This window comes from Flavobacterium sp. (assembly GCF_029945805.1).
GTDB lineage: Bacteria > Bacteroidota > Bacteroidia > Flavobacteriales > Flavobacteriaceae > Flavobacterium.
Map to the genome: position 1 here is coordinate 44,135 of NZ_JAQSDH010000038.1, position 25,449 is coordinate 69,583.

At 34.6% G+C, this 25,449-nt stretch carries 27 protein-coding genes; 21 read left to right on the top strand and 6 right to left on the bottom strand.

All coding sequences use genetic code 11. The annotated features are described in order from the left end of the window. Positions 1 to 36: 36 nt before the first annotated feature. Together PSU83_RS09815 and PSU83_RS09820 are read right to left on the bottom strand one after the other, a co-directional pair. Positions 37 to 1,350, bottom strand: coding sequence for a phenylacetate--CoA ligase family protein (locus PSU83_RS09815; protein WP_300589235.1), 1,314 nt, complete (start codon positions 1,348 to 1,350; stop codon positions 37 to 39). Between the two features lie 60 nt (positions 1,351 to 1,410). Continuing rightward, entirely contained in the window at positions 1,411 to 2,730 is a 1,320-nt protein-coding gene (locus tag PSU83_RS09820) for a T9SS type A sorting domain-containing protein (RefSeq protein WP_300589236.1), read from the bottom strand. A 235-nt stretch (positions 2,731 to 2,965) separates the two neighbouring features. Between PSU83_RS09820 and purD the strand changes: the two genes are divergently transcribed. Further along, on the top strand, positions 2,966 to 4,240 hold the full coding sequence (gene purD, locus PSU83_RS09825) for a phosphoribosylamine--glycine ligase (protein WP_300589237.1): 1,275 nt from the start codon (positions 2,966 to 2,968) through the stop codon (positions 4,238 to 4,240). Here the strand turns inward: purD and PSU83_RS09830 are convergent. Continuing rightward, the gene (locus PSU83_RS09830) at positions 4,232 to 4,462 is read right to left on the bottom strand and encodes a uracil phosphoribosyltransferase (protein WP_300589238.1); all 231 of its coding nucleotides are present in this window, start codon (positions 4,460 to 4,462) and stop codon (positions 4,232 to 4,234) included. The two genes, purD and PSU83_RS09830, sit on opposite strands and share 9 nt — an antisense overlap. A gap of 45 nt (positions 4,463 to 4,507) precedes the next feature. On the opposite strand from PSU83_RS09830, the gene PSU83_RS09835 reads away from it, so the two are divergent. Beyond that, entirely contained in the window at positions 4,508 to 5,437 is a 930-nt protein-coding gene (locus tag PSU83_RS09835; RefSeq protein ID WP_300589240.1) for a DUF6427 family protein, read from the top strand. On the opposite strand, the gene upp is transcribed toward PSU83_RS09835, so the two are convergent. Then, complete coding sequence (gene upp, locus PSU83_RS09840; protein ID WP_300589241.1) at positions 5,432 to 6,085, bottom strand: uracil phosphoribosyltransferase; 654 nt, start codon at positions 6,083 to 6,085, stop codon at positions 5,432 to 5,434. The two genes, PSU83_RS09835 and upp, sit on opposite strands and share 6 nt — an antisense overlap. A gap of 98 nt (positions 6,086 to 6,183) precedes the next feature. Here upp and PSU83_RS09845 point away from each other — a divergent pair, with 98 nt between their 5' ends. Then, positions 6,184 to 6,789: a DUF4254 domain-containing protein gene (locus PSU83_RS09845; protein ID WP_300589242.1), complete on the top strand. Its 606-nt coding sequence runs from the start codon at positions 6,184 to 6,186 to the stop codon at positions 6,787 to 6,789. A 138-nt stretch (positions 6,790 to 6,927) separates the two neighbouring features. After that, entirely contained in the window at positions 6,928 to 7,917 is a 990-nt protein-coding gene (locus PSU83_RS09850; protein ID WP_300589384.1) for a glycosyltransferase family 9 protein, read from the top strand. 134 nt (positions 7,918 to 8,051) lie between these two features. On the opposite strand, the gene PSU83_RS09855 is transcribed toward PSU83_RS09850, so the two are convergent. Both PSU83_RS09855 and PSU83_RS09860 read right to left on the bottom strand, forming a co-directional pair. Continuing rightward, complete coding sequence (locus tag PSU83_RS09855; protein ID WP_300589243.1) at positions 8,052 to 8,360, bottom strand: hypothetical protein; 309 nt, start codon at positions 8,358 to 8,360, stop codon at positions 8,052 to 8,054. Between the two features lie 51 nt (positions 8,361 to 8,411). Continuing rightward, positions 8,412 to 9,467: a ferredoxin--NADP reductase gene (locus PSU83_RS09860; RefSeq protein WP_300589245.1), complete on the bottom strand. Its 1,056-nt coding sequence runs from the start codon at positions 9,465 to 9,467 to the stop codon at positions 8,412 to 8,414. A gap of 118 nt (positions 9,468 to 9,585) precedes the next feature. On the opposite strand from PSU83_RS09860, the gene PSU83_RS09865 reads away from it, so the two are divergent. From PSU83_RS09865 to PSU83_RS09945, 17 genes are all read left to right on the top strand, one after another. Then, positions 9,586 to 11,055 (top strand): DUF5687 family protein, encoded by a 1,470-nt coding sequence (locus PSU83_RS09865; protein WP_300589246.1) that lies wholly within the window; start codon positions 9,586 to 9,588, stop codon positions 11,053 to 11,055. Between the two features lie 53 nt (positions 11,056 to 11,108). Next, entirely contained in the window at positions 11,109 to 11,807 is a 699-nt protein-coding gene (locus PSU83_RS09870; protein WP_300589247.1) for an ABC transporter ATP-binding protein, read from the top strand. Positions 11,808 to 11,842: 35 nt separating this feature from the next. Next, a complete protein-coding gene (locus PSU83_RS09875; protein ID WP_300589248.1) occupies positions 11,843 to 12,211 on the top strand; it encodes a PH domain-containing protein in 369 nt (122 codons plus the stop codon). Positions 12,212 to 12,429: 218 nt separating this feature from the next. After that, positions 12,430 to 15,276: a gliding motility protein gene (locus tag PSU83_RS09880; protein ID WP_300589249.1), complete on the top strand. Its 2,847-nt coding sequence runs from the start codon at positions 12,430 to 12,432 to the stop codon at positions 15,274 to 15,276. A gap of 5 nt (positions 15,277 to 15,281) precedes the next feature. Next, positions 15,282 to 15,686: a polymer-forming cytoskeletal protein gene (locus PSU83_RS09885; protein ID WP_300589250.1), complete on the top strand. Its 405-nt coding sequence runs from the start codon at positions 15,282 to 15,284 to the stop codon at positions 15,684 to 15,686. Further along, positions 15,655 to 15,888: an AtpZ/AtpI family protein gene (locus PSU83_RS09890; protein WP_300589251.1), complete on the top strand. Its 234-nt coding sequence runs from the start codon at positions 15,655 to 15,657 to the stop codon at positions 15,886 to 15,888. Before PSU83_RS09885 ends, PSU83_RS09890 begins: the two co-directional genes overlap by 32 nt. A 517-nt stretch (positions 15,889 to 16,405) precedes the next feature. Beyond that, entirely contained in the window at positions 16,406 to 17,557 is a 1,152-nt protein-coding gene (atpB, locus tag PSU83_RS09895; protein ID WP_300589252.1) for a F0F1 ATP synthase subunit A, read from the top strand. A 31-nt stretch (positions 17,558 to 17,588) separates the two neighbouring features. Then, positions 17,589 to 17,789, top strand: coding sequence for an ATP synthase F0 subunit C (gene atpE / locus PSU83_RS09900; protein WP_300589254.1), 201 nt, complete (start codon positions 17,589 to 17,591; stop codon positions 17,787 to 17,789). An 82-nt stretch (positions 17,790 to 17,871) separates the two neighbouring features. After that, positions 17,872 to 18,372, top strand: coding sequence for a F0F1 ATP synthase subunit B (locus PSU83_RS09905; protein WP_300589255.1), 501 nt, complete (start codon positions 17,872 to 17,874; stop codon positions 18,370 to 18,372). Further along, the gene (atpH, locus tag PSU83_RS09910; RefSeq protein WP_300589385.1) at positions 18,372 to 18,905 is read left to right on the top strand and encodes an ATP synthase F1 subunit delta; all 534 of its coding nucleotides are present in this window, start codon (positions 18,372 to 18,374) and stop codon (positions 18,903 to 18,905) included. Before PSU83_RS09905 ends, atpH begins: the two co-directional genes overlap by 1 nt. 12 nt (positions 18,906 to 18,917) lie before the next feature. Continuing rightward, the gene (locus tag PSU83_RS09915; protein WP_300589257.1) at positions 18,918 to 19,364 is read left to right on the top strand and encodes a hypothetical protein; all 447 of its coding nucleotides are present in this window, start codon (positions 18,918 to 18,920) and stop codon (positions 19,362 to 19,364) included. A gap of 18 nt (positions 19,365 to 19,382) precedes the next feature. Beyond that, on the top strand, positions 19,383 to 20,957 hold the full coding sequence (gene atpA / locus PSU83_RS09920) for a F0F1 ATP synthase subunit alpha (RefSeq protein ID WP_300589258.1): 1,575 nt from the start codon (positions 19,383 to 19,385) through the stop codon (positions 20,955 to 20,957). 84 nt (positions 20,958 to 21,041) lie between these two features. Continuing rightward, complete coding sequence (gene atpG / locus PSU83_RS09925) at positions 21,042 to 21,902, top strand: ATP synthase F1 subunit gamma (RefSeq protein WP_300589259.1); 861 nt, start codon at positions 21,042 to 21,044, stop codon at positions 21,900 to 21,902. A 75-nt stretch (positions 21,903 to 21,977) separates the two neighbouring features. Next, the gene (locus PSU83_RS09930) at positions 21,978 to 22,415 is read left to right on the top strand and encodes a GNAT family N-acetyltransferase (protein WP_363319887.1); all 438 of its coding nucleotides are present in this window, start codon (positions 21,978 to 21,980) and stop codon (positions 22,413 to 22,415) included. 42 nt (positions 22,416 to 22,457) lie between these two features. After that, complete coding sequence (locus tag PSU83_RS09935; RefSeq protein ID WP_300589260.1) at positions 22,458 to 23,945, top strand: polysaccharide biosynthesis C-terminal domain-containing protein; 1,488 nt, start codon at positions 22,458 to 22,460, stop codon at positions 23,943 to 23,945. Next, a complete protein-coding gene (dut, locus tag PSU83_RS09940) occupies positions 23,926 to 24,360 on the top strand; it encodes a dUTP diphosphatase (RefSeq protein ID WP_300589261.1) in 435 nt (144 codons plus the stop codon). The genes PSU83_RS09935 and dut overlap by 20 nt, the downstream gene beginning before the upstream one ends. Positions 24,361 to 24,436: 76 nt before the next feature. Then, complete coding sequence (locus PSU83_RS09945; protein WP_300589262.1) at positions 24,437 to 25,447, top strand: sugar phosphate nucleotidyltransferase; 1,011 nt, start codon at positions 24,437 to 24,439, stop codon at positions 25,445 to 25,447. The last annotated feature ends 2 nt before the right edge of the window (positions 25,448 to 25,449 follow it).

Genomic DNA, 25,449 nt, shown 5'->3' on the forward strand with positions numbered 1-25,449 from the left:
TTACTGCGGTAGCCGCTGTGCTAGCGTCTGTATTATTTATTGTACTAAAGAAACAAACTGTTTCAATTTTCCACTCTTGCTGCGTTCTAGTTTTTCTTTTCGATGAAAATAAAAAGTAAGTCCGCTTTCAAGATATTTTTCCGTGGCTTTATAAATATTTTGTATTTGAATTTCTGTCAATTCTAATTCGCTTACATATTCGATGTCAAAAGTATCGATTTTGGTTTGTTTTATCACAAATTCTTTGACATTTCCATCGTCTTCAATAATGCTTTTCGTAACGTAGTAGAAGGTAAGGCCGGGCGATTTTTTTCCACTTGGTAAAATAGCAATGTCATTGGTTCGACCAATTAACTTCTTTAATATTGGTTTTTTACAAGTGCTTTTTTCGTCCAAAATACCAACATCGCCAATATCATATCGAATGAACGGATGCGCTTTATTATAAAGTGAAGTAATCACGATACGACCTTCTTTTCCGTAGGGTAAAACGGTATTGTTTTCATCAAGAATTTCTACAAATAAGGTTTCTGAATTCAGTTGCCATTCGCCTTTTGGGTTTTGGAAAGCAATTAAATCCAGTTCAGAAGCACCGTATTCATTGATAACCGGAATACCAAATTGTGTTTCGAGCAAGATTTTGTCATCCTCAAAAAGCATTTCAGAAGTGACCACACAGCATTTTAATGTGGGGCAAACCGAAGTTAAAATAACATTCTTTTTTTGCAGATATTTAGCAAATAAAACGATTGAGGAAGTATAACCATTGATGTAATCAAATTTCTTATTTCGGAATTTTATCAGTACTTTTTCCAGCACAGCATCCGATAAATCAAAAATCGTAAATCGGTAGCGATTGCTTAAAAAATCTTTAATTCTTTCTTTTTTGTTCCCGATAAAATCTAGTGGAATTCCATAAAAACGAGCTTGTAGCGAGGCATTAAAATCGATTCCAAACCGGCCAAACCGATGCATTATATTTGCCCAAGTCAGTGCGTGACAAAATTTATCCTTGGCAAAAATGAAGGGATCGCCGCTAGAACCTGAAGTTTTGTTTACATAAACATTTTTTGTTGTAAATCCTTTTGAAAGTCTTTCTGCTAAAGGTTTCTGAAAGTCTTTTTTTGTCATTATTGGAAGTTCGTTCCAGTTTTGAAACGAAGGTTCCCCGACAAATTCACGATACGATTTATTATTTTTTAAATGATACTCAACAATTTCATTACGTTTTTCAACTGCGTATTTTTCAAAATCAGTTTCTGAAAAAGAAAGTATTTTTTGCAATTCAGCAGTAGCTTCCTTCATTGGAAAGCCATTTAATCGAAGCGATAAATTGAAAAGATGGAACATAAAGCTATAAAAAAAAGGGCTAACAAATGTCAGCCCTTAAAAATACTATTTTATTTGGAATTAATTTTTAAGAATTTTAACTACTTCTCTTTTGTTTTCAGAGCTTAATTCAAAGAAGTAAGCACCAGAAGAAAGAGCAGAAACATCTACATTATTTTCCATTCCGTTTAATGATTTAGTCATAACCGTTTTACCTGTTAAATCTGTAACTGATAATTTGTAAGAATCAACATCAGTAGCAGAAATCGTAACAGTAGAGGTTGCAGGATTTGGATAAATTCTAAATTTAGCCGTTGCAGTAACTGTAGTAGTAGCTAATGGACTTGTTAATTTGAAAACACCATCAACTAAAGCGCCACTAAATCCAGCACACCATCCTGTTGTTGCATTTAAAAACGAAGAAACGCCTCTTTGAGCTCCAGATTCAACATCCGTCCAGGTAGTTCCATTGTCTGTACTTACAGAAGTTCCAACTGGTACCGCAGCAGAAGTAGCAACAATTGTTGTAGTTCCTGGTATATAAGTTAAAAGACGACGTGTTCCTGTGAAAGCAGCAGCAGCAGACCAAGTAGTACCACCATTTGATGTAGTGTAGAACGTATAAGTAGTTCCTACAGTTTTAAGTAAATATCCATTGGTTTCACTACTGAAAATTACTGTACCACTTTGAGCAGCGCTACCAAAATCAGTTAAAGGAGCTTGAGCTTTAGTCCAAGTAATTCCCGCATCATCAGTTCTCAATAAATTCCCTTTATTTGTAGTAAACCATAAAGTATTACCCACAGCAATTGGCGTATTATTATACCCATATTCGCCACTCAACGGGTTTGGTAATGCAGCAGCAGAAATCTGAGTCCAGTTGTCACCACCATCAGTGGTTCTGTAAACTTCAAATTCCCCTAAACCTGAGCCAGTTGGATCACCATAAGCTATACCAACGTTTTCATTAAAGAAATACACTGAATTAAGGAAAGAAGCACCAGTAGTTTGAAATCCTGTAGACAATTGTTGGTTCCAAGAAGCTCCCCCGTCGGTAGTTTTGAAAATAACTCCATTTCCATCAGCTGGAACTAAGGCAGATACCCATGCAGTTGTAGCGCTAACAGCACTAATATTATTAATTTCCAAATCTGGATTTCCTAGATCAACAACTCCTGCACTCCATGAAGCACCACCATTTGTAGTTCTTGTGAACTCTTGGACGTTGGCAGCAGCACCTGAACCGTCGTAAGCTAAAGCCCAAACGGTATTGGCATCAACAATTTTAATTTGATTTAAACCTCTGCTGTCATCTGCAAATCCAGTAAATTGCGAAGTCCACTGTGCATTAATAGTTGATGAAAGGGCAATTAATGATAATGAAAGTAATAGTTTTTTCATAATTTTTTATTTTAAACGATTAAATTTTAGGCCACTAAGGTAAAAAAAATATAACTATATAATAGTTTTAAAATAATATTAACATTCATTTTTTAGAAAGAACTTGATTATCAACCGAGTTAAGATAAATTTTATTTACTGATTTTTATCTTTAATAATGTAAAAAATAAAGAAGAATCACCTTATTTTTGCACCATTATTGATTCTGAAATAATTCAGAATAAACAACGCAACAATGACAATTTTACTACTAGGTTCAGGCGGAAGAGAGCATGCCTTAGCATGGAAAATGCTGCAAAGTTCAAAATGCACGAAACTTTTTGTTGCGCCTGGAAATGCTGGGACGGCTTCAATAGCAATGAATGTTCCTATAGATACAAACGATTTTAAAGCAATAAAAACTTTAGTACTTCAGGAAAAAATAGACATGGTAGTTGTGGGTCCAGAAGATCCATTGGTACTTGGAATTTATGATTTTTTCAAAAATGATTTGGAGCTAAGTCATATTGCCGTTATTGGTCCATCAGCAATCGGTGCTCAATTGGAAGGCAGTAAAGAATTTGCCAAAGAATTTCTTGTTAAACATAAAATCCCAACCGCTGCTTATGATAGTTTTACAGCAGCTTCGGTTGAAAAAGGGTGTGAATTTTTAGAAACACTGCAACCACCTTACGTTTTAAAAGCAGATGGATTAGCAGCAGGAAAAGGTGTTTTGATTCTACACGATTTGGAAGAGGCGAAAACCGAATTAAGAAATATGTTGGTTCATGCAAAATTCGGAATCGCAAGTGCAAAAGTAGTTATAGAAGAGTTTTTAGACGGTATTGAATTGAGTTGTTTCGTTTTAACCGATGGCGAAAATTATAAAATGTTGCCCACTGCCAAAGATTATAAAAGAATAGGAGAAGGCGATACCGGTTTAAATACGGGCGGAATGGGAGCCGTTTCTCCAGTTCCGTTTGCGGATGTGATGCTGTTGGAAAAGATAGAAAACCGAATTGTTAAACCAACTGTTACTGGTTTGCAGAAAGACGGAATAGTATATAAAGGGTTTATTTTTATCGGATTGATCATTGTAAAAGGAGAACCAATCGTTATTGAATATAATGTTCGAATGGGTGATCCCGAAACCGAAGTCGTAATTCCGAGAATTAAATCTGATTTGGTTTCTTTGTTTCAGGCTGTTGCCGATGGAAAACTGAACGAAGTTTCGTTAGAAATTGATGCCCGAAGTGCTGCAACTGTAATGCTGGTATCTGGCGGATATCCCGAAGAATATTCAAAAGGTTATGAAATTTCTGGATTGGAAAATACGGAAGATTCTCTGGTTTTTCACGCTGGAACTACACTTGAAAATGGAAAAGTACTGTCGAATGGCGGCAGGGTTTTGGCAATAACGTCGTATGGTACTGATTTCCACGAAGCCACAAAAAAATCTTACCAAAATATAGATAAACTCTATTTTGATAAGATGTATTTTAGAAACGATATTGGGCTTGACTTACTTTAAGAAAGAGTGCGCCGTAGTATCTTGGTTTTCTTCGTTTTGGTCTTGATGAATTTTTAATTGCTTGCACCAGTAGACAACAAAATAGGCACAAGTACCAATTGCAATCCAACTAACAATATTAGCAAACCACCAACTGCTTAACTCTAAAGAGCGTAACGCGTCTAGTGGTACAAATAAAAAATCAACAAATAGTGATTGTATAGCTTCAAAAAATGCTCTCATTTTATAAAATGTTATATTTACAGCACAAATGTATAAAATATCCTTATGATAACAAGCATTTTCAAAAAATCTACGATAGTTAATTATAGCTTGATTGGAGTTTCACTACTGGTTTTCTTTTTTTTGTACCTGTCAAATCATTTGGAAATAATGAATTCTAACAACGGTATTTTAAAAGCGACCTCTTTGATTACCTTGTTTATTAGTTCTTTTTTTCTCGTGAATTTTATTGTAAAAAAGAACGGATTAACTAAGGATTCTAGTTACACAGTCTTGTTTTTTTTATTATTTATTGTTCTTTTTCAATCGGTTTTTAGTGATTTAAGCATGCTCTTTTCCAACTTTTTTTTGCTTTTAGCAATTAGAAGGTTGATTTCTCTGCAAACTTTAAAAGCTCCAAAAGAAAAAATATTTGATGCTTCTATGTGGATTTTCATAGCAGCGCTTTTCCACTTTTGGTGCATCCTTTTTATTCTTTTGGTGTACATTTCAATAGTATTCCATGCTTCGCGAGATTATAGAAATTGGTTGTTACCTTTTGTCGCTTTTTTTGCAACAGCTGTTATTTTTCTGTTTGCAGCATTACTTTTCGACACGGCGTGGATTGACCATATTTTGTCTCAGACTCATACCAATTTCGAACTAAATTATTTCACCAATAATTATCAGAATGTTGCGCTATCCGCTTATGTTGTAATAGCCTTGTATTTTGTTTTGTCGATGATGTTGTCATTGACAAACCGACCAATAATATTGCAGGCGTCGTACAAAAAAATGATTTTTGCGTTCTTAATTGGTCTAGTCGTTTTTCTGATTTCTCCAGAAAAAAATAACGGAATGTTACTTTTTACATTCATGCCATTATCGGTTATGTGTACGACTAATATTGAGTATTCACAAAATAAAATGTATCAAGAAATAGTGTTGGCTTTAGTACTACTTGGAAGTTTATTTATCTTCTTTGTCCAATTATAATTTGCTTCCGTAAGCCAAATCGCCTGCATCCCCAAGACCAGGGACAATATAATTTTTTTCGTTAAGTTTTTCGTCTATAGCAGCGATCCAAAGATGGCAGTTTTGAGGAAGATTTTTTTGTAAGTATTCAATTCCTTCTGGAGCCGCAATGACAACGGCAATGTGGATTTCTTTCGGTTTTTGTTCCAAATGTAATTTATTCAAAACGGCGACAATCGATTGTCCGGTGGCTAACATGGGATCAATCAAAATCAGGTTTTTATTCTCAAATGACGGAGCTGCTTGATATTCTACCAGAATTTCAAAATCATCATCGTTGTTGTAATGATGGCGGTACGCTGATACAAATCCGTTTTCAGCATTGTCAAAAATGTTCATAAAACCCGTATGTAAAGCCAATCCAGCACGAAGGATAGAACACAAAACCACATGATCAGCAATAGTTGTAGTGTGTTTGATTCCCAGAGGCGTTTGCACATCAATGTCTTTATATTCTAACGTTTTGCTCAATTCATACGCCATGATTTCACCAATTCTTTCGATGTTTTTTCGGAAACGCATGCTGTCCTTCTGAATGTGAATATCACGAATTTGAGCCAAAAAATGATTAAGAATGCTATTATTTTCAGAAATATTGTGAAGATGCATGTATGTAGAATTTGTATGTTTAGGTAAAAGTATAAAAACTATCTTTGCACTCGAGGCCTTTTGGTCGAATTGTATGAAATAAAATAAAATGTAAAGTTATGTTTTCAAAATTTGCCTATTCTATATTTGAACAAAGTATCAAGGATTATCACGTTTACGACAATGTTGATCAACCCATTGACAATCCCTATCCGAAAGAAAAAATTGAACATTTATTGTATTTTAAAAATTGGATTGACACCGTTCAATGGCATTTTGAAGACATCATCCGCGACCCAAATATTGATCCGATTGCTGCTTTGGTTTTAAAAAGAAGAATTGATGCTTCCAATCAGGAGCGAACTGATATGGTTGAATATATTGATAGTTATTTCCTTCAGAAATATAAAGAGGTTAAAGTAAAAGACAATGCCAAAATTAATTCTGAAAGTCCGGCTTGGACATTAGACCGATTGTCAATTCTGGCTTTGAAAATTTACCATATGAATGACGAAGCTACTCGTACTGAAGCTTCACAAGAACATAGGGATAAATGCCAAGTAAAGTTAAATGTACTTCTTGAACAAAGAACGGATTTGTCAACAGCAATTGATGATTTAATTACCGACATTGAAAACGGAGACAAATTCATGAAAGTGTATAAGCAAATGAAAATGTACAACGACGATGATTTGAATCCAGTTTTGTATCAGAATAAAAAATAATTAAAAAATATTTTAAACCATTAAGGTATTAAGAAAAATTAAGGTAAAACTTAATAACACTTAATACCTTACTGGTTTTTAAAAACAAATAAATTGTCAAATCCGATCCAACATATCGCCGTTTTTCGATTATCAGCCATGGGCGATGTGGCGATGACAGTTCCCGTAATTCGGGCTTTTGTAGAACAGTTTCCAGATGTGAAAATCACCGTCGTTTCGCGTCCGTTTTTTAAGCCTTTTTTTGATGGCATTCCCAATGTAGATTTCTTTGCAATTGATGTAAAAGAACGGCATAAAGGTTTCGCCGGATTATTGAAATTGTATGCCGATTTAAAGCAACTTAATATTGATGCTGTTGCCGATTTGCACAATGTGTTGCGTTCTCAAATCATCAGAACCTTATTCGCTTTAAGCGGAAAAAAAATAGCTGCGACAGACAAAGGCAGAGCCGATAAAAAAGCCTTGACTCGACCCAAAAACAAAATTTTTAAACCAGTAAAAACTATGGTTCAGCGCCATCTAGATACGTTTAAAAAATTAGGTTTTGAGATTGATTTATCGAATTCAAAGTTTCCAAAAAAAGTAATTTTAGCTAAAGATATTCTAGCAATAACGGGCGAAAAGGAAAACAACAAATGGATTGGAATCGCACCATTCGCACAATACGAAAGTAAAGTCTATCCGCTAGATTTAATGCAGCAAGTTATAGATCAATTGGCATTAGCTAAAAACAATAAAATTTTTCTTTTTGGTGGCGGAAATAAGGAAATAGAAATGCTAAATTCGTCTGCACACGGAAAAGAAAACGTAATCAACGTGGCCGGAAAACTCAAACTTCCACAGGAATTAGACTTAATTTCCAATCTAAATGTGATGCTCTCAATGGATTCTGGAAATGCACATATTGCTGCAATGCTCGGAATAAAAGTGATTACTCTTTGGGGCGCAACACATCCTTTTGCGGGATTTTCACCTTTCAATCAGCCTTTAGAAAATTGTTTGCTTTCCGATAGAGAAAAATTCCCAATGTTACCAACATCCGTTTACGGAAATAAAAAAGTTGCGGGTTATGAAGATGCGATGCGAAGTATTTCTGTTGAAAGTGTTGTTGAAAAATTGAACCATTAAGATATTAAGAAAAATTAAGACAAAACTTAATGAAACTTACTATCTTAATGGTTTAAAATATCTTTATAAAAATCTATGAAAAGAGTTATCTTAAAATTAAGAGAAAACTTAATATCTTAATGGTTTAAAAATCTTTACAAATAAATCTGATTATCTCTACATTGAGACAAAATATATCTTTTTAAATTTGAAATTGTTTCTTGGTAGTTGGGTGCTTCATAGCCAAAACGCTCATGTTCGGCTTGTTCTTTTTCAATAGCATTGCAGCCTTTCACAACTTCTTTAATCATGTCAAGCATAATTAATTGTTTGTTTTTGTCCTTTTCAAATTTCAAATCAATAAGTTCATCTTCCAGTTTTTCGCAATAATCCAATAGCGCTTGAACTTCTGGTTCGTCAAGAAGATCTTGTGCTTTTTTGAAAATTTCGAGTTTGTTTTTCATCACTAAAAGTCAACTTCAACCCAATCTAATTAACGGAATACTAAATACTTTCTAAACATCATCATAATCAATATAAAGTTCTGCAGAAGTTGGATGCGCTTGACAAGTTAAAATCAATCCGTCGGCAATTTCACCATCCGTTAGAATAGAATTCTTTTTCATTTCGGCAGTTCCGTTAGTAATACGCGCCAAACAAGAACTACAAATTCCACCTTGACAAGAATACGGTGCATCAATTCCTTGTTTCAAGGCTGCTTCGAGAACCGTTTGCTTTTGCGACATTTCAAAAGTGGTTTCTTCATGGTCAACCATTACTGTGATTTTGGTATGACCTGTATGCGATTCAGCACTTGGATTATCAGTCGTGGCCGCGGTCGAAAACAGTTCAAATTTGATATTTTTTTCAGGAACATTGTGTTCTTTCAAAACATCCGAAACCAAATTAATCATTTCTTCTGGACCACATAAATAGAATTTATCAAACTCTTTTTCCTTATGTTTATTGTTCAGCACAAAATTCACAGCCGATTTCTCGATACGTCCAAAAAGACATTCATCGGCTTTAGCCTGACTGAAAACATAATGCACAAAAAAGCGTCCCACATATTTTAATTGTAAATCGTGTAACTCATTGTAGAAAATAGTTTCTTCGGGTGATTTGTTTCCATACACCAGTACAAAAGTGCTTTTCGGTTCGTTTTCTAAAACCGATTTCAATATTGACATTATTGGTGTAATTCCACTTCCGGCAGCAAATCCAGCATAGTTTTTTAGTCGTTCAGCGCTGGGTTCAAATGTAAATTTCCCTTCGGGCTGACCCACTTCAAGAATATCGCCTACTTTTAAATTTTCATTGGCAAACTTAGAAAAATGACCATCTTTCACCGATTTTATGGTAACGCGCAAGTCACCGCTGTTGGGTGAAGAACAAATAGAATAGGCACGACGAATTTCGGCTCCGTCCAAAGTTAATTTTAGGTTTAAGTATTGACCAGCAGTAAATTGGTAAGCAGCTTTTAACTCGGTAGGAATAGTGAAAGAAACAGAAATCGCATTAGCAGTTTCTTGTTTTACTTCTTTAATATGTAATTTATAAAATGAAGACATGAAATTAATTTTTGACAAAGGTAAGAAATAGCAACGATTAGAAAAGTAAAGAAACTTTGAAAGTGTGTAACATTTATTTACATTTAGAAACTAATTGCCAAACCTAAACAATTACCCTATGTTCAAACACTTTATTTCTCTTGAATGGAAAGCCTTTACCCGTTCGGCATCCTTTGGCTCCAATCTTGTTCTGAAAATTTTAATGGGTTTAGCTGCATTATATTTTATCGCATGTTTCGCTATAGTGGGTACAGCCGTTTTCTTTATTTTAAAAAAGGAAGGAATGGAGCCGTTAGTAACCGTAAATAAATACATCATTTATTATTTAGTTGGTGATTTGGTCATTCGCTATTTTTTCCAAAAAATGCCGGTAACCAACATTAAGCCGTTATTGGGCTTACCTATAAAAAGAAGTGTGATTGTGCATTTTTCATTAGGTAAAACGGTTATTTCATTTTTCAATGTGCTGCATGTTTTTTTCTTCGTTCCTTTTACGGTGGTGTTATTAATGAAAGGCTACGGATTACATGCGCTACTTTGGAGTTTAGCAATGTTTGCCTTTATCTATTCTAATAATTTTATCAATGTTTTGCTTAATAATAAGAATAGTGTTTTTTATTCTTTACTGGCAGTAGTTGTTGCTTTCGGACTGGCACAATACTGCGGATATTTTGACGTAACAACTTACACACAACCTTTTTTTCAGGGAATGTATGCTACAAGCTATTTGTTTTTACTTCCGATACTTTTAGCAGCAGCGACGTATTACTTTTCGTTTGATTATTTCAAAAAGAATCTAAATCTGGATACTGGATTAGCGAAGAAAAGCGACGAAGCTCGAACAGAAAATTTCACTTGGCTGAATCAATTTGGAACTTTGGGAACCTTTCTTAAAAATGACATTAAATTATTGAAGAGAAATAAGCGTTCGAGAACAACGGTTATAATGAGTTTTCTTTTTATTTTCTACGGATTGCTGTTTTTTACCAATTCAATTGACGCTTATAAAAGTCCGATGATGCAAGTATTTGCCGGAATCTTTGTTTCGGGTGGATTTTTGTTTACGTTTGGGCAATTCATTCCGAGTTGGGACAGCGCGTACTATCAACTGATGATGAGTCAAAATATTCAATACCGGGAATACATCAGTTCAAAATGGTGGTTGATGGTAATTGGAACGGTGATTGCGACCATAATCGCTTCTTTTTATTGGATTTTCTTTGGCTGGCAAATTTATATGCTGATTGTAGTTGGAGCGATTTATAATATTGGTGTCAACTCCCATTTAGTTATGCTTGGTGGTGCTTTTGTAAAAACACCGATAGATCTAGCTATGGCAAATAAAGCCTTTGGAGACAAACAGGCTTTTAACGTAAAAACAATGTTGATTGCCATTCCAAAATTATTGGTTCCAATGCTTTTATATTATATAGGATATACGCTGTTTTCTGCCAATATCGGATTTCTTTTCGTCGCCTTAGCCGGAATTCTGGGCTTTGCTTTCAGAAATTACGTTTTCAAAAAAATTGAAAAAATCTATAAAACAGAGAAATACGCAACCATAGCAGCCTACAAACAAAAAAACTAAAACTAAGAGTTTTAAACTAAATTTTAAACTCACAAAACTCATAAATTTTTAAAATGATACAAGTAAATAATTTAACGAAAAGATATACTTCAGAAAGAACAGTTTTAAATATTCAAAACCTTGATATTCCAAAAGGACAAAGCTTTGGATTGGTGGGAAATAATGGCGCCGGAAAAACAACGTTCTTTAGTTTGCTTTTGGATTTAATACAGCCAAGTACCGGACATATTAAAAGCAATAACGTTCAAGTTGATGCGAGTGAGGCATGGAAACCATTCACTTCTGCGTTTATTGACGAAAGTTTTTTGATAGGCTATTTAACTGCCGAAGAGTATTTTTATTTTATTGGCGATTTGCGCGGACAAAACAAAGCAGATGTTGATGTATTACTTAAAAAACATCAAGAATTCTTCAACGGAGAAATCCTAAACAGCAAAAAATATTTAAGAGATTTATCTAAAGGAAATATGAAAAAAGTGGGCATCATTGCTACTTTAATTGGAAGTCCTGAAGTAGTTATTTTAGATGAACCTTTTGCCAATTTAGATCCAACAACAGTACACCGATTAAAAGCCATCATTAAGGAATTAGCCGAAGATCCAAATGTTACAGTTTTGGTTTCTTCACACGATTTGGTTCACACGGTTGAAGTTTGCAACAGAATTGTAGCGCTACATTTGGGCGAAGTTGTAAAAGACATCCAAACATCTCCAGAAACTCTCAAAGAATTGGAAGCATTCTTCGCAGTTTAAACAACACTTTTTTAATTTTAAAACCTAACAGAAAAATGGGAACCTACATAGATAATAATTTAATTAAAGACGAACAGGTTGAATTTGAAACTACTTATCATTGGATAATTTTCTGCAATTTAAGAGCACTTTTAACGCTATTTATTGCTCCGCTAATTGACAAATATTCGGATGAGTTTGCCATAACGAACCGACGCGTAATCATTAAAACAGGATTGATTAGCCGAAAAACATTTGAAATGAATCTTTCAAAAATAGAGAGTGTTAATGTTGATCAAGGAATATTCGGAAGAATACTGGGTTATGGCACTATTTCAATTGTTGGTACCGGCGGAACACGAGAAATTTTCCCGAACATTTTAAATCCGATAGAATTCAGAAAAAAATTTCAAGAATTATCTTAATCAAAATGTAAGTAAATTTTATGCGAAATTGCCATTGCCTAAAATACATTCGTGCAAGTTGATTAGCGTGCGCTGATTTGCACATTACCTGACCGTATTTCTCACTATTGATATAAACTAACCGCTTATTTTTTTTGCTATATCAAAAAGAAACGTATTTTTACCAGTTAGTTATACTATCGATAACTTTTTTGCGTTATAACATTAAACGTTTTGCTTTGAAAACCAATACAATAAAATATATTATTTTCTCGGGATTTTTATTGCTTATGATTGCCTGTTCCACTAAAAGGAACACATGGCTATCCCGAAATTCGCACGCACTTAGCACCAAGGACAACATTTTATATAATGGTGGAATTGCTTTAGACAAAGGTGTTGTTGAGGTAAAAGCACAAAACAAAGACAATTTTTGGGAAATTCTTCCAGTAGAGCGAATGCAGATTTCCGACCAAAGCCTAATGCCGGGTCAAGCGAAAAATGCCAATTTTGAAAGAGCAGAAGGTAAGGCTACGAAAGCTATCCAAAAGCACTCGATGAACATTGGCGGATCGGAAAAAAACCCGCAGATGGACGAAGCTTATCTGATGCTGGGACAAGCAAGATACTACGACCAGAGATTTGTACCCGCTTTAGATGCGTTCAATTATGTGCTAAATAAATCTCCAAACAGCAATAAAATTTATATCGTAAAAATTTGGAGAGAGAAAACAAACATGCGTCTGGACAATGATGCTTTAGCTGTTAATAACCTTCGAAAACTGTTAAAAGAAATTAAGTTTAAAGATCAAATTTTTGCTGATGCAAACGCAACTTTGGCGCAAGCGTTTATTAATTTGGAAGAAAAAGATAGTGCGATTGCCAAACTAAAAATTGCGAAAGAATTCACTAAATCAAATGAAGAAGTTTCAAGATACAATTACATTTTGGGACAGCTTTATGAAAAAATGGGTTACAAAGATAGCGCTTACGCGAGTTATCAATCGGTAATTGATATGCACAGAAAAGCGGCGAAGTCCTATGTGATTCATGCTCACGCAAGGCAAGCTGCGCAGTTTGACTATGTTAAAGGAGATACAACAGCTTTCTTAAAAAAGTATAAAGATTTAGTGGAAGATAGAGAAGACAGGCCACATTTAGATGTTCTTCACCATCAGCTTGCTATTTTCAGAGAGAAGACTAACAATTTAAATGGCGCGAAAAAAGAGTATAATTTGTCGCTAAAAAAGAAAACAGCAGATAGTTATCTTATAGCGTCCAACTACAGAAATTTAGCGGACATTTATTTTATAGAATCAAAGTTTGTAAAAGCGGGAAATTATTACGACAGTACTTTGGTAAATCTAAAACCACGAACTCGTGAATTTAATTTGATAAAAAAGAAAAGAGAAAACCTTGATGATGTAATAAAATATGAAGCTATTGCTCAAACGAATGACAGTATCATTTCTCTATACAGCATGTCGACTTCGGATAGAACGGCTTACTTTGAAAAGTATATAGTTAGGCTTAAAAAAGAAGATGAAGCGAAGAAAAAATTAGCTGAAAAAGAAGCTAAGATAAAAGAAAATAAAGAAAGAAATAGCGGCAACATTGAATCAAAAGAGGGCTTTTCTTCCGATTTAGAAGCTAAAAAATCAAAAGTTTCTCAGATGGAAATGTCTGCATCAGCTGTAAATTCAGGCGGTAGTGGAAGTGTTTTTTACTTTTATAATTCAACGACCGTATCTTATGGTAAAATACAATTTGCTAAAACTTGGGGCAAACGAAAATTACAAGATAATTGGCGCGTAGCGTCACTTTCTGACAAAGGAATTGATGATGGTAAAGATTCAACAACTAAAGAGAAAGAGGATTCAAAAGATGCTACAACACTAGATGAACGGTATACACCAGAATTTTACACAAAGCAAATTCCGGATTCGCAGACCTTAATTGACAGTTTAAGCAAGGAAAGAAACTTTGCAAATTATCAATTAGGTGTTATCTACAAAGAGAAATTTAAGGAATATAAATTGGGAGTAGAACGGTTTGAGAAGTTATTAGGAGACAATCCAGAAGAACGATTGGTATTACCCGCACTGTATAATTTGTACAAACTTTATGAAATTCTAAATAAGGAAAAAGCTGAAGCGATAAAATCAAGTATAGTGTTGCAATATCCAAATTCACGTTATGCTCAGATACTATTAAATCCTGCGAGTGAGGTTGAAGAATCGAGTGATTCGCCAAATAGCGTTTACCAAAATCTATACAAACAATATCAAAACGGAGAATATAAAACGGTCTTAACAGCTACAGAAGACGCAATAAATAGATTTACAGGTGATGAAATTGTTCCAAAACTAGAACTGTTAAAAGCGAATATATCTGGTAAATTAGGTGGACTTTCAGAATATAGAAATGCATTAAACTATGTAGCGCTTAATTATCCGAATGTTGAAGAAGGTAAAAAAGCAGAAAAATTAATCGCTGTTGATTTGCCAAAGCTGGAAGCTTTACAATTATCTAAAGCACCATCCAAAAATTGGAAAATTTTATACAGTACGAAAGATTTTGACGATGTGCCTACTAAAAAACTTCGTGAAACCATTCAAAAGTTCATTAAAGATAGAAACTTAACCAAGCTTACGGTTTCGTTAGATATTTATACGATGACTGATAATTTTGTGGTAATCCACGGTATGAGTTCTCAGGATTTAGCTAATGGAGTAGCTTCTGTTTTGAAAGAATTTAAAGAGTACAAAGTTCCCCAAACCGCAATACTGATTACTACCGAGAATTATACTATTGTTCAGGTCAAAAAGAATTTAGAAGAGTATTTAACGGGAGATCTTCCGGAGACCGCAGCACAACCTAATTGGGATGGAACTTTAGAAAAAGCACCACAGCCACAACAAGAAGCACCACCACAGCAACAACAGCAACAACAGCAACAATCAGCGAAGAATCAGGAGCAGCAGCGAGACTTGCAGCAAAATACCAAAGGAAATAATCCGCCATCTGACGGTGATCAATTTGGGCCGCCACCAGCACCACAAGAAAAATCAGGCAAAAAAGGTTAGCAATCATGTTTGAGAAAAGTCCAAAATCATATACAGATCTTTTAGGTAAAACCAATAGAATTGTTGAGGGAACCACCCTTACTGGTGATATAATATCGCCAGCAGATTTTCGTTTAGACGGACATCTGGTTGGAAACTTTCAGTCAAAAGGCAAGATTGTAATTGGGCCTGGAGGAAGTGTCAAAGGCGATATCATCTGTAAAAATGCCGACATTGAAGGAAAATTTGACGGAAAGATAGAGGTGCAAGAAATCCTTAACATAAAATCCAAAGCTCATATTCACGGCGAAGTAATCTGTGGTAAATTATCCGTAGAACCAGGAGCAGAATTCAGCGCCACTTGTGTTATGAAACCGCACCTAAAAAGTATGATTAGCGATGGAAAATCCTCAGAAGAAAAAACAACGTAACAAATGGTTTGCGCTTATTAATATTCCAATTCAAATGGGCGCCATCATTTTTGTCTTTTCTTACCTTGGCGGATGGCTAGACGAAAAATACCCCAATTCACATAACGTATATGTTAAGATTCTGACTTTAGTTGGTGTGGCAATTGCATTTTATAATATTAACCGACAACTGAAAGAAATAAACAAAATAGATAATGAATAAGTTTAGTTTGTCAAAATTTAAGCCAGTACTTGATAGTTTACTTTTCGCATTACTTGGGTTTGCACTGCATAACGTGAGTTTTTATTTTTTCGTTTCAAGGGAGTTTGAAGGTAATTTTGTGTATTCCATTTTGACGCTTTACATTTTCTTTTTCTGCTTTTCAGCAGCTATACTTTTTGGATTACAAAACATTAAGGAAATTAATATAGATTATGTTGGCTATTCCTTTCTCCTATTAACTAGTTTAAAAATAGGCGCAGCATTTATTTTTGCTAAACCAATCTTATCCAACGAGCTTCCTAAAACATCAATTGAGAAGGTTAATTTTTTTGTAATTTTTATTTACTTTTTAGCAATAGAAACCTATCTAACCATCAGAATTTTAAACAATAAGCAATAAAATTGTAATAAATTGACAATTCGTCCGAAAAAAACAAAAGTTATACTTTTTAATATTAATTAATATTGTACTTTTGCACCAAATTTGAAAAACGTTAATATAAGTTAATTGTCAGATATGGTGATTTCAAAAAAACCACTCCACTTTATTATAGCAACTTTTGTTGCATGTATGCCTTTATTAAGCGCTGCTAATCCTTCAGTTGACTCTGTAAAAGTTGAGACGGTGTCTCCAGTTACGGTAGAAGCTCATGAAGAAAATGCAGGGCCAAAAGACATCAAAACAGAAATCAACGAATTCATTGGGCATCACTTACAGGATTCCTATGATTTCAATATTTTTGGATACAAAAACGAAGCCGGAGCACTAGAGCATGTTGGTTTCCCTTTACCCGTAATTCTTATTGATGGCGGATTGCAAGTTTTCTCTTCCTCAAGATTTCACCACGGTGAAGAAACGGCCGCAGTAAACGGAAATTTCTATCGTGTGCACCACGGTAAAATTTATAAAGTTGACAACGCTGAGGCTGATGTTACACTTGATGATAAGCACCATCCAACAAATGCAAAACCATTAGATTTTTCTATCACCAAAAACGTATTCATGATTTTTGTGGTAGCCTTGCTAATGTTCTTATTGTTCAGAAGCCTTGGAAAATCCTTTGCTAAAAATGGGGGAATCTCTTCTGGAATTGGCCGTATTTTCGAACCAATCGTTTTGTATGTAAGAGACGAGATCGCTATTCCAAACATTGGGGAAAAGCATTATAAAAAATACATGAGTTATTTATTGACCATCTTTTTCTTTGTATGGTTCTTAAACATGTTCGGATTAACACCATTCGGAATAAATGTAACGGGAAACATTGCTGTTACCGCTTGTTTGGCATTAATTACTTTTTTAATCACAACATTTACTGCGAAAAAATCGTATTGGGGTCATATCTTTTGGATGCCAGGAGTTCCTGTAGCCATGAAATTTATTTTAGCACCTATTGAAGTGTTGGGAATGTTCATCAAGCCTTTTTCGTTAATGATTCGTCTTTATGCTAACATTGTCGCTGGTCACATCGTATTGATGAGCTTGATTGGATTAATGTTTATTTTTAAAAGCTGGTTGGGAAGCACGTTATCTTTCTTCCTTTCATTTGCTATTTCACTAATTGAAATATTAGTTGCCTTGTTGCAAGCTTATATATTTACAATGCTATCTGCTTTATATTTTGGTTCAGCAGTAGAAGAGCACCACCATGAGGAGGCGCACCATTAATATTAATGTTTAATTTTTAATACATATTTTTATGACAATTCCTAGAATTATCGGAGCAGGATTAGTAGTTATCGGAGCTGGTATCGGTATCGGTAGAATCGGTGGATCTGCAATGGACGCTATTGCACGTCAACCAGACGCATCTGGAAAAATCCAAACAGCGATGCTTATTGCTGCTGCACTTATTGAAGGTATCGGATTTGCTGCATTATTTGCAGTTTCTGAAAACTAGAAAAAAGAACAAAAAGCCACAACGGTTGGTTGTGGCTTTTGTTTTAAACATTACATTAAAAGACTATAATTAAAAATATAATATGGATAAGTTAATAAATGATTTTTCGTTAGGATTGTTCTTCTGGCAATTTTTGATTTTCATAGGATTGATTTTCTTATTGAAAAAATTTGCTTGGAAACCTATTCTTGATGCGGTTAATGAAAGAGAAGAAGGAATTAAAAATGCTTTACTTTCTGCTGAAATTGCCAAAAGAGACATGCAAAATCTTAGATCAGATAATGAGAAATTATTAGCTGAAGCAAGATTAGAGCGTGATTCATTGATGAAAGATGCGCGTGAAATTAAAGAAAAGATGATTTCTGATGCAAAAACTGAAGCACAAATTGCAGGTCAAAAAATGATTGAGCAAGCAAAAGCTTCTATTGAAAGTGAGAAAAATGCAGCTTTGGCTGAATTGAAAGCTCAGGTTTCTACTTTGTCTTTAGACATTGCTGAAAAATTATTAAAAGACGAATTATCTAACAAAGAAGCTCAAACTAAATTGGTTGAGAAAATGTTAGGTGACGTAAAATTAAATTAATCGGTATGTCAAGAGCTGCGATTAGATATGCGAAAGCAATTTTAGAAACTGCGGTTTCAAGCGGAAAAGCTAGCCAAGTAAATGATGATATGAAAATCATTCTTAATGCGGTTGACTCTAGTGCTGATTTAAACCAATTTTTGTCAAGCCCAATCATTACTCAGGATTCGAAAATGAATGCCTTGACCGAAATTTTTAGTTCAGTGCAATCCGAAACAAAATCACTTTTCAGATTGTTACAAGAAAATAAAAGATTTGAAATATTGGCAGCAATTGCAACACAATACAATGCTCAGTTTGATGAAATGAACGGAGTTGAGGTTGCAAATGTTACTACAGCGTTTGCTATAACTCCTGAATTGGAAGCAAAAATATTAGCCAAAGCAGCAAGTATTTCAACAAAGAAAATAACTATTCAAAATACAGTTGATCCTTCTATTATTGGTGGATTCATTTTGAGAATAGGCGATAAACAATACAATGCATCTGTGTCAAACAGATTACAGGAATTAAAAAGAGAATTTAGTAATTAGAATAAAGTACTTATGAAAAGAATTTTCACAATTTTGTTTTTAGGTCTTAGCTTAATATCATTTTCTCAAAAAGTGAAGTTGAAAAAGGAGAAAGTACTTATTGACGAGGTTGAGACATACAATTACGAAAAAGAAGGTAGAAACATTACTTTTTCTACTTTGAAATCTGAAGAGTTTATTTCTGTATTGAGTACAACATATGAAGAGAGAAACCCTGCTCATTACAATCAGAATAACCCACAGGCTTATCGTTACCCTGCTACTTTAAACAAGGAAGTCAATACTATCAAGTTTTTAAAAAGTGGGAAAGAATTATTTACTGATATGAGTGACAAGGATATTATTAAAGCAGTTTTTAAAGCTAATCTTGTAGATGAGAATAACAATATTGATGAAGAGAAACTTAGCATTTTCATCAATAAATACAACAACGAGAATTTAAAGTTAAAAATAAACTAATCTTTTAGATTATATATTATGGCAGAAATTAATCCAGCTGAAATTTCAGCAATATTGAAGAAACAATTATCTGGTTTTGAATCAGGTGCAACATTAGAAGAAGTAGGAACAGTTCTTCAAGTAGGTGATGGTATTGCTCGTGTTTACGGGTTATCAAACGCTCAATACGGTGAGTTAGTTCAATTCGACAACGGATTGGAAGCTATCGTTTTGAACTTAGAAGAAGACAATGTTGGAGTTGTACTTTTAGGACCATCTACTGGAATTAGAGAAGGGTCTACAGTAAAAAGAACCCAACGTATTGCGTCTCTTAAAGTAGGTGAAGGAATTGTAGGTCGTGTTGTAAACACCCTTGGAGAGCCAATCGACGGTAAAGGACCAATTACTGGTGAATTATACGAAATGCCATTGGAAAGAAAAGCTCCTGGAGTTATCTTCCGTCAGCCCGTAACTGAACCGTTGCAAACCGGAATCAAATCTATTGATGCGATGATTCCAGTTGGAAGAGGTCAACGTGAGTTGGTTATTGGTGACCGTCAAACGGGTAAAACTACAGTTTGTATCGATACCATTTTGAACCAAAAAGAATTTTACGATGCTGGGAAACCAGTATATTGTATCTATGTAGCCATCGGACAAAAAGCATCTACGGTTGCTGGAATTGCTAAAAATTTAGAAGAGAAAGGGGCTATGGCATACACAACTATTGTTGCTGCTAATGCTTCTGATCCAGCTCCAATGCAAGTATATGCACCAATGGCCGGCGCTGCAATTGGTGAATATTTCAGAGATTCAGGTCGTCCTGCTTTGATTATTTATGATGATTTATCAAAACAAGCGGTGGCTTACCGTGAGGTGTCTCTTTTGTTAAGAAGACCACCAGGTCGTGAGGCATATCCTGGAGACGTTTTTTACTTGCACTCTCGTTTATTAGAAAGAGCTTGTAAAGTGATTGCTGATGATGATATCGCAAAAGACATGAACGATTTGCCAGATACATTGAGAGGTATCGTAAAAGGTGGTGGTTCATTAACAGCGTTACCAATTATCGAAACACAAGCGGGTGACGTATCTGCTTATATTCCAACAAATGTAATTTCGATTACTGACGGACAGATTTTCCTTGATGGAGATTTGTTTAACTCAGGAGTTCGTCCGGCGATTAACGTAGGTATTTCGGTATCTCGTGTTGGTGGAAATGCTCAGATTAAATCGATGAAAAAAGTAGCAGGTACCTTAAAATTAGACCAAGCACAATTCCGTGAATTGGAAGCATTTGCTAAATTTGGTTCTGATTTGGATGCGGTTACTTTAAACGTAATTGAAAAAGGAAGAAGAAACGTTGAAATCTTGAAACAAGCAGTTAATGATCCGTATACTGTTGAAGATCAGGTCGCAATTATCTATGCAGGTTCTAAAAACCTGTTAAGAAATGTACCTGTAAACAAAGTAAAAGAATTCGAAAGAAGCTTCATCGATTACTTAAACAACAAGCATAGAGATGTTTTAGATGCTTTGAAAGCCGGTAAATTAGATGATACTATTACTGACGTTTTAGAAAGAGTAGCTAAAGAACTTTCAGCGAATTACTAAAAAAATTATTTTAAATTTTGAATTATAAATTTTAAAGGGTAACTCTAATTTATAATTCAGAATTTATAATTTAAAATAATACAAATGGCAAACTTAAAGGAAATACGTAATCGGATTAGTTCAGTTTCATCAACGATGCAAATTACATCGGCAATGAAAATGGTTTCTGCTGCAAAGCTGAAAAAAGCTCAGGATGCTATTACAGCGATGCGCCCTTATGCCGAAAAATTAACTGAACTGCTGCAGAATGTAAGCGCTACTTTAGATGGTGATGCAGGTGGAGAATTTACAGCACAACGTGAAGTGAAAAAGGTTTTGATTGTAGCGATAACTTCTAATAGAGGTTTGGCAGGCGCATTCAACACCAACGTTATCAAGCGATCTAAAGAAGTTGCGGATAGTTACGCGGGAAAACAAGTTGATATTTTTGCGATTGGAAAAAAAGGGAACGACATTTTAAGAAAAACGAATACCGTTATTGAGAACAAAAGCGAAATATTTGACGAACTTACTTTTGAACGAGTTTCAGAAATTGCTGAAGTATTAACTGAAAAATTTACTTCTGGTGAATACGATAAAATTGAATTGATTTATAACCAATTTAAAAATGCTGCAACACAAATCGTTCAAGTGGAACAGTTTTTACCGTTAGCACCAATCGCATCAGACGTCCCAGCTTCAACAGGAGATTATATATTTGAACCTTCAAAAGAAGAAATCGTATTGACCTTGATTCCAAAATCATTGAAAACACAATTGTACAAAGCAATTAGAGATTCATTTGCCTCAGAACACGGAGCGCGTATGACAGCCATGCATAAAGCTACTGATAACGCCACCGAATTGAGAAACCAATTAAAATTAACATATAACAAAGCGCGTCAGGCTGCAATTACGAATGAAATCTTAGAGATCGTTGGTGGAGCAGAAGCTTTGAAAGGATAATTTTTAATTCAGAATATTTTGAAAAAGAGCTAACATTTTGTTGGCTCTTTTTTTATACATTTATATAAAATTATAATGCAAACCAAAGAACTCAATTCTTTAGAAGAACTGCTGGCTCAATTTGAAACCATTACTTTTCTGTATCCAAACATGACTTTAGAAACCTATAAGTCTTTTTTAGAAGATATGATTCCAAAAGGATACAAGCAAGTGGCTGTATTTGAAAATGAAGTTTGTCTTGGGATGACCGGCTTTTGGGTTGGTACAAAATTGTGGACCGGAAAATATATCGAAATTGACAATTTCATCGTACATCCCAATCACAGAAAGAAGGGAATTGGCAAGATAATTTCTGAATATATCGATGTCAAAGCTGAAGAGTTAAAGTGTACGTGTATTGTCTTAGATGCGTTCACTGGAAATTTCCCAGTACATCGTTTTTATTATAATTTGGGCTATGTTCCAAGAGGATTTCATTTTATAAAAACTATTAATGAAAATGGATTTTCGTAATCAAAGAAAACGCTATTTTTGTTTCATTAAGAAAATCACCCCTTGAGTTTATATAAAAATCTTTTTAAACAAACCTTAATTTACGGATTAGCAACGGTTATACCCAGGATAATCAGCGTTATTCTGACTCCACTTTATGTTATTTATCTACCGGATGAATCTAAAATGGGGGAAATCTCTGTTATTTTTGCCTATTTGGTTTTCTTCAATGTGATTCTTTCTTACGGAATGGAAACTGCTTTTTTCCGATTCTACAATAAAGAAGATAACAAAAAAAGTGTCATTTCTACATCAACCATTTCGCTATTTTGGACCTCCATTGGATTTTTAGTTTTAGGATTACTATTCCGAAATACCTTAGCAACTTGGTCAAATATTAGCGTCGATTACATTACCTATTCCATTTGGATATTAACGCTGGATGCCTTAGCTATAATTCCATTTTCGAAACTTCGTGCCGAGAAGAAACCAATAAAATATTCCGTCATAAAAATTGGAAACGTTACCGTAAATTTATGCTTGACCATTTTCTTTTTAGCCTTTTTACCCAAATTAGCAACCAATAATCCGGATAGTTTTTTTAACACTATTTATTTTGAAAACTTTCAGATTGGATATATATTTATTGCAACTCTAGCCGCCAGTTTAGCCACATTGCTGGTTTTACTCCCAAACTACACTAGCATTTCTTGGAAGTTTGACAAACTACTTTGGAAAAAAATGATGAAATATGGGTCTCCCATTTTAATCGCTGGACTGGCTTTTGCCGTTAACGAGCACTTTGACAAAATACTTTTACAATGGATGCATATTCCGCTATCAGAAATTGGAGCCTATTCAGCTTGTTATAAAATAGGAATGTTTATGGTGCTGTTTAGAACAGCGTATACCTTAGGAATAGAACCATTTTTCTTTAGTCACGCCAGTAACGAAAACGCTCCGGCTACTTATGCAACAGTCACTAAATATTTTGTAATTTTTGGTTCATTCATCTGCTTGTTTGTTATCGCTTTTATAGATATTTTAAAAATTCCATTAGTACCAAAAGCTACGTATTGGAGCGCCATCAAGGTTGTCCCGTTAATTGTTTTGGCTAATTTTTTTCTGGGCATTTACACCAATCTTTCTGTTTGGTACAAATTAATAGATAAGACAAAAGTGGGCGCATACATTTCGTTAATTGGTGCTGCGATCACCTTAATTCTTAATTGGCTTTTAATTCCGACAATGAGTTACTATGCATCTGCTATTGCAACCCTTTCAGCTTATGGAACTATGATGATAATTTCCTATCAACTCGGACAAAAGCACTATCCAATTCCGTATGATTTTAAAAGAATTTTCAGCTATTTGGGATTGACGATAATGTTCTCTGCAATCTCATTTTATATACCGTATTTAAGAGAAAATTATTTTGTAAAATTCGCTTTGTTAGCCTTATTTTTATACTTCATTTATTATAGCGAAAAGGAAACATTACTCCGAATCATAAAAAGAAAATCAAAATATAATGACCATAAAAATCATTAATAAATCACAACACGAGTTGCCTAATTATGAAACCATTGCCTCAGCTGGAATGGATTTAAGAGCAAATCTTACAGTGCCTATAGAACTAAAACCATTAGAAAGAGCCATTGTGAAAACAGGACTTTTTATTGAATTACCAATTGGTTACGAAGCACAAGTTCGTCCTCGTAGCGGATTGGCCGCCAAAAAAGGGATAACGGTTCTGAATTCTCCAGGCACAGTTGATGCGGATTATCGTGGGGAAATTGGTGTGATTTTAGTAAATTTATCCAATGAAAATTTTGTCATAGAAAATGGTGAAAGAATTGCCCAACTAATCATTGCCAAACACGAAAGAGCTGAATGGGTTGAAGTTCAGGAATTATCCGAAACATCAAGAGGAGAAGGCGGTTTTGGAAGCACAGGAGTGAAATAATATTATAAAAAGACAAATATAATCCTTGCGAACTTTGCGAAAACCCTTTGCGAACTTTGCGGTTAAAAACATAAAAATGAAAATAATAGTTCCAATGGCGGGACGCGGTTCACGTCTTCGCCCACATACATTAACAATTCCAAAACCATTAATTCCTGTAGCCGGAAAACCAATAGTTCACCGTTTGGTTGAAGATATCGCGGGAGTTTTAAATCAGAAAATTGACGAAGTTGCCTTTATCATCCACGAAAGTTTTGGTCAAAAAGTGGAAGAAGATTTAATAGCTATTGCTGAAAAGCTAGGAGCAAAAGGAAAAATATATTACCAAAATGAAGCGTTAGGAACGGGTCACGCCATTATGTGTGCTAAAGATTCACTGAGCGGTCCAGCGGTAATTGCTTATGCAGACACCTTAATTCGTGCCGATTTTGATTTGGATAAAACTGCCGATAGTGTGATCTGGGTAAAACAAGTCGATCAGCCAGAATCTTTTGGGGTAATCCATCTAAACAATAAAAACGAAATAGTAGAATTGGTAGAAAAACCAAAGGAATTTGTGTCAGACCTTGCTGTTATCGGGATATACTATTTCAAAGAAATTTCCGTTCTAAGAGAAGAACTTCAGTTGGTTTTGGATAATAATATAATTCACGGCGGCGAATACCAAATTAATGATGGAATTAAGCAAATGATGGCAAAAGGCATGAAATTTGTACCAGGGAAAGTCGATGAATGGATGGACTGCGGAAACAAAGATGTGACTGTTGAAACCAATTCAAGAATGTTGGGCTTTTTGCATAATGATGGCGAACATTTAGTTGATTATGACGTAAAACTAGAGAATTCAACTATTATTCCGCCATGTTATATTGGCAAAAATGTAATTTTGACTGATGCTGTTGTGGGACCAAATGTTTCTTTGGGTGACGGAACGCACGTTTTTAACACCATCATAAAAAATAGTTTGGTTCAAACACATACACATATTAAAAATGCGCATTTAGATAATGCCATGATTGGAAATCACGTTAGTTTTGATGGCGATTTTACAAGTATTAGTATTGGAGATTACTCGGTTTTAGAATAAAA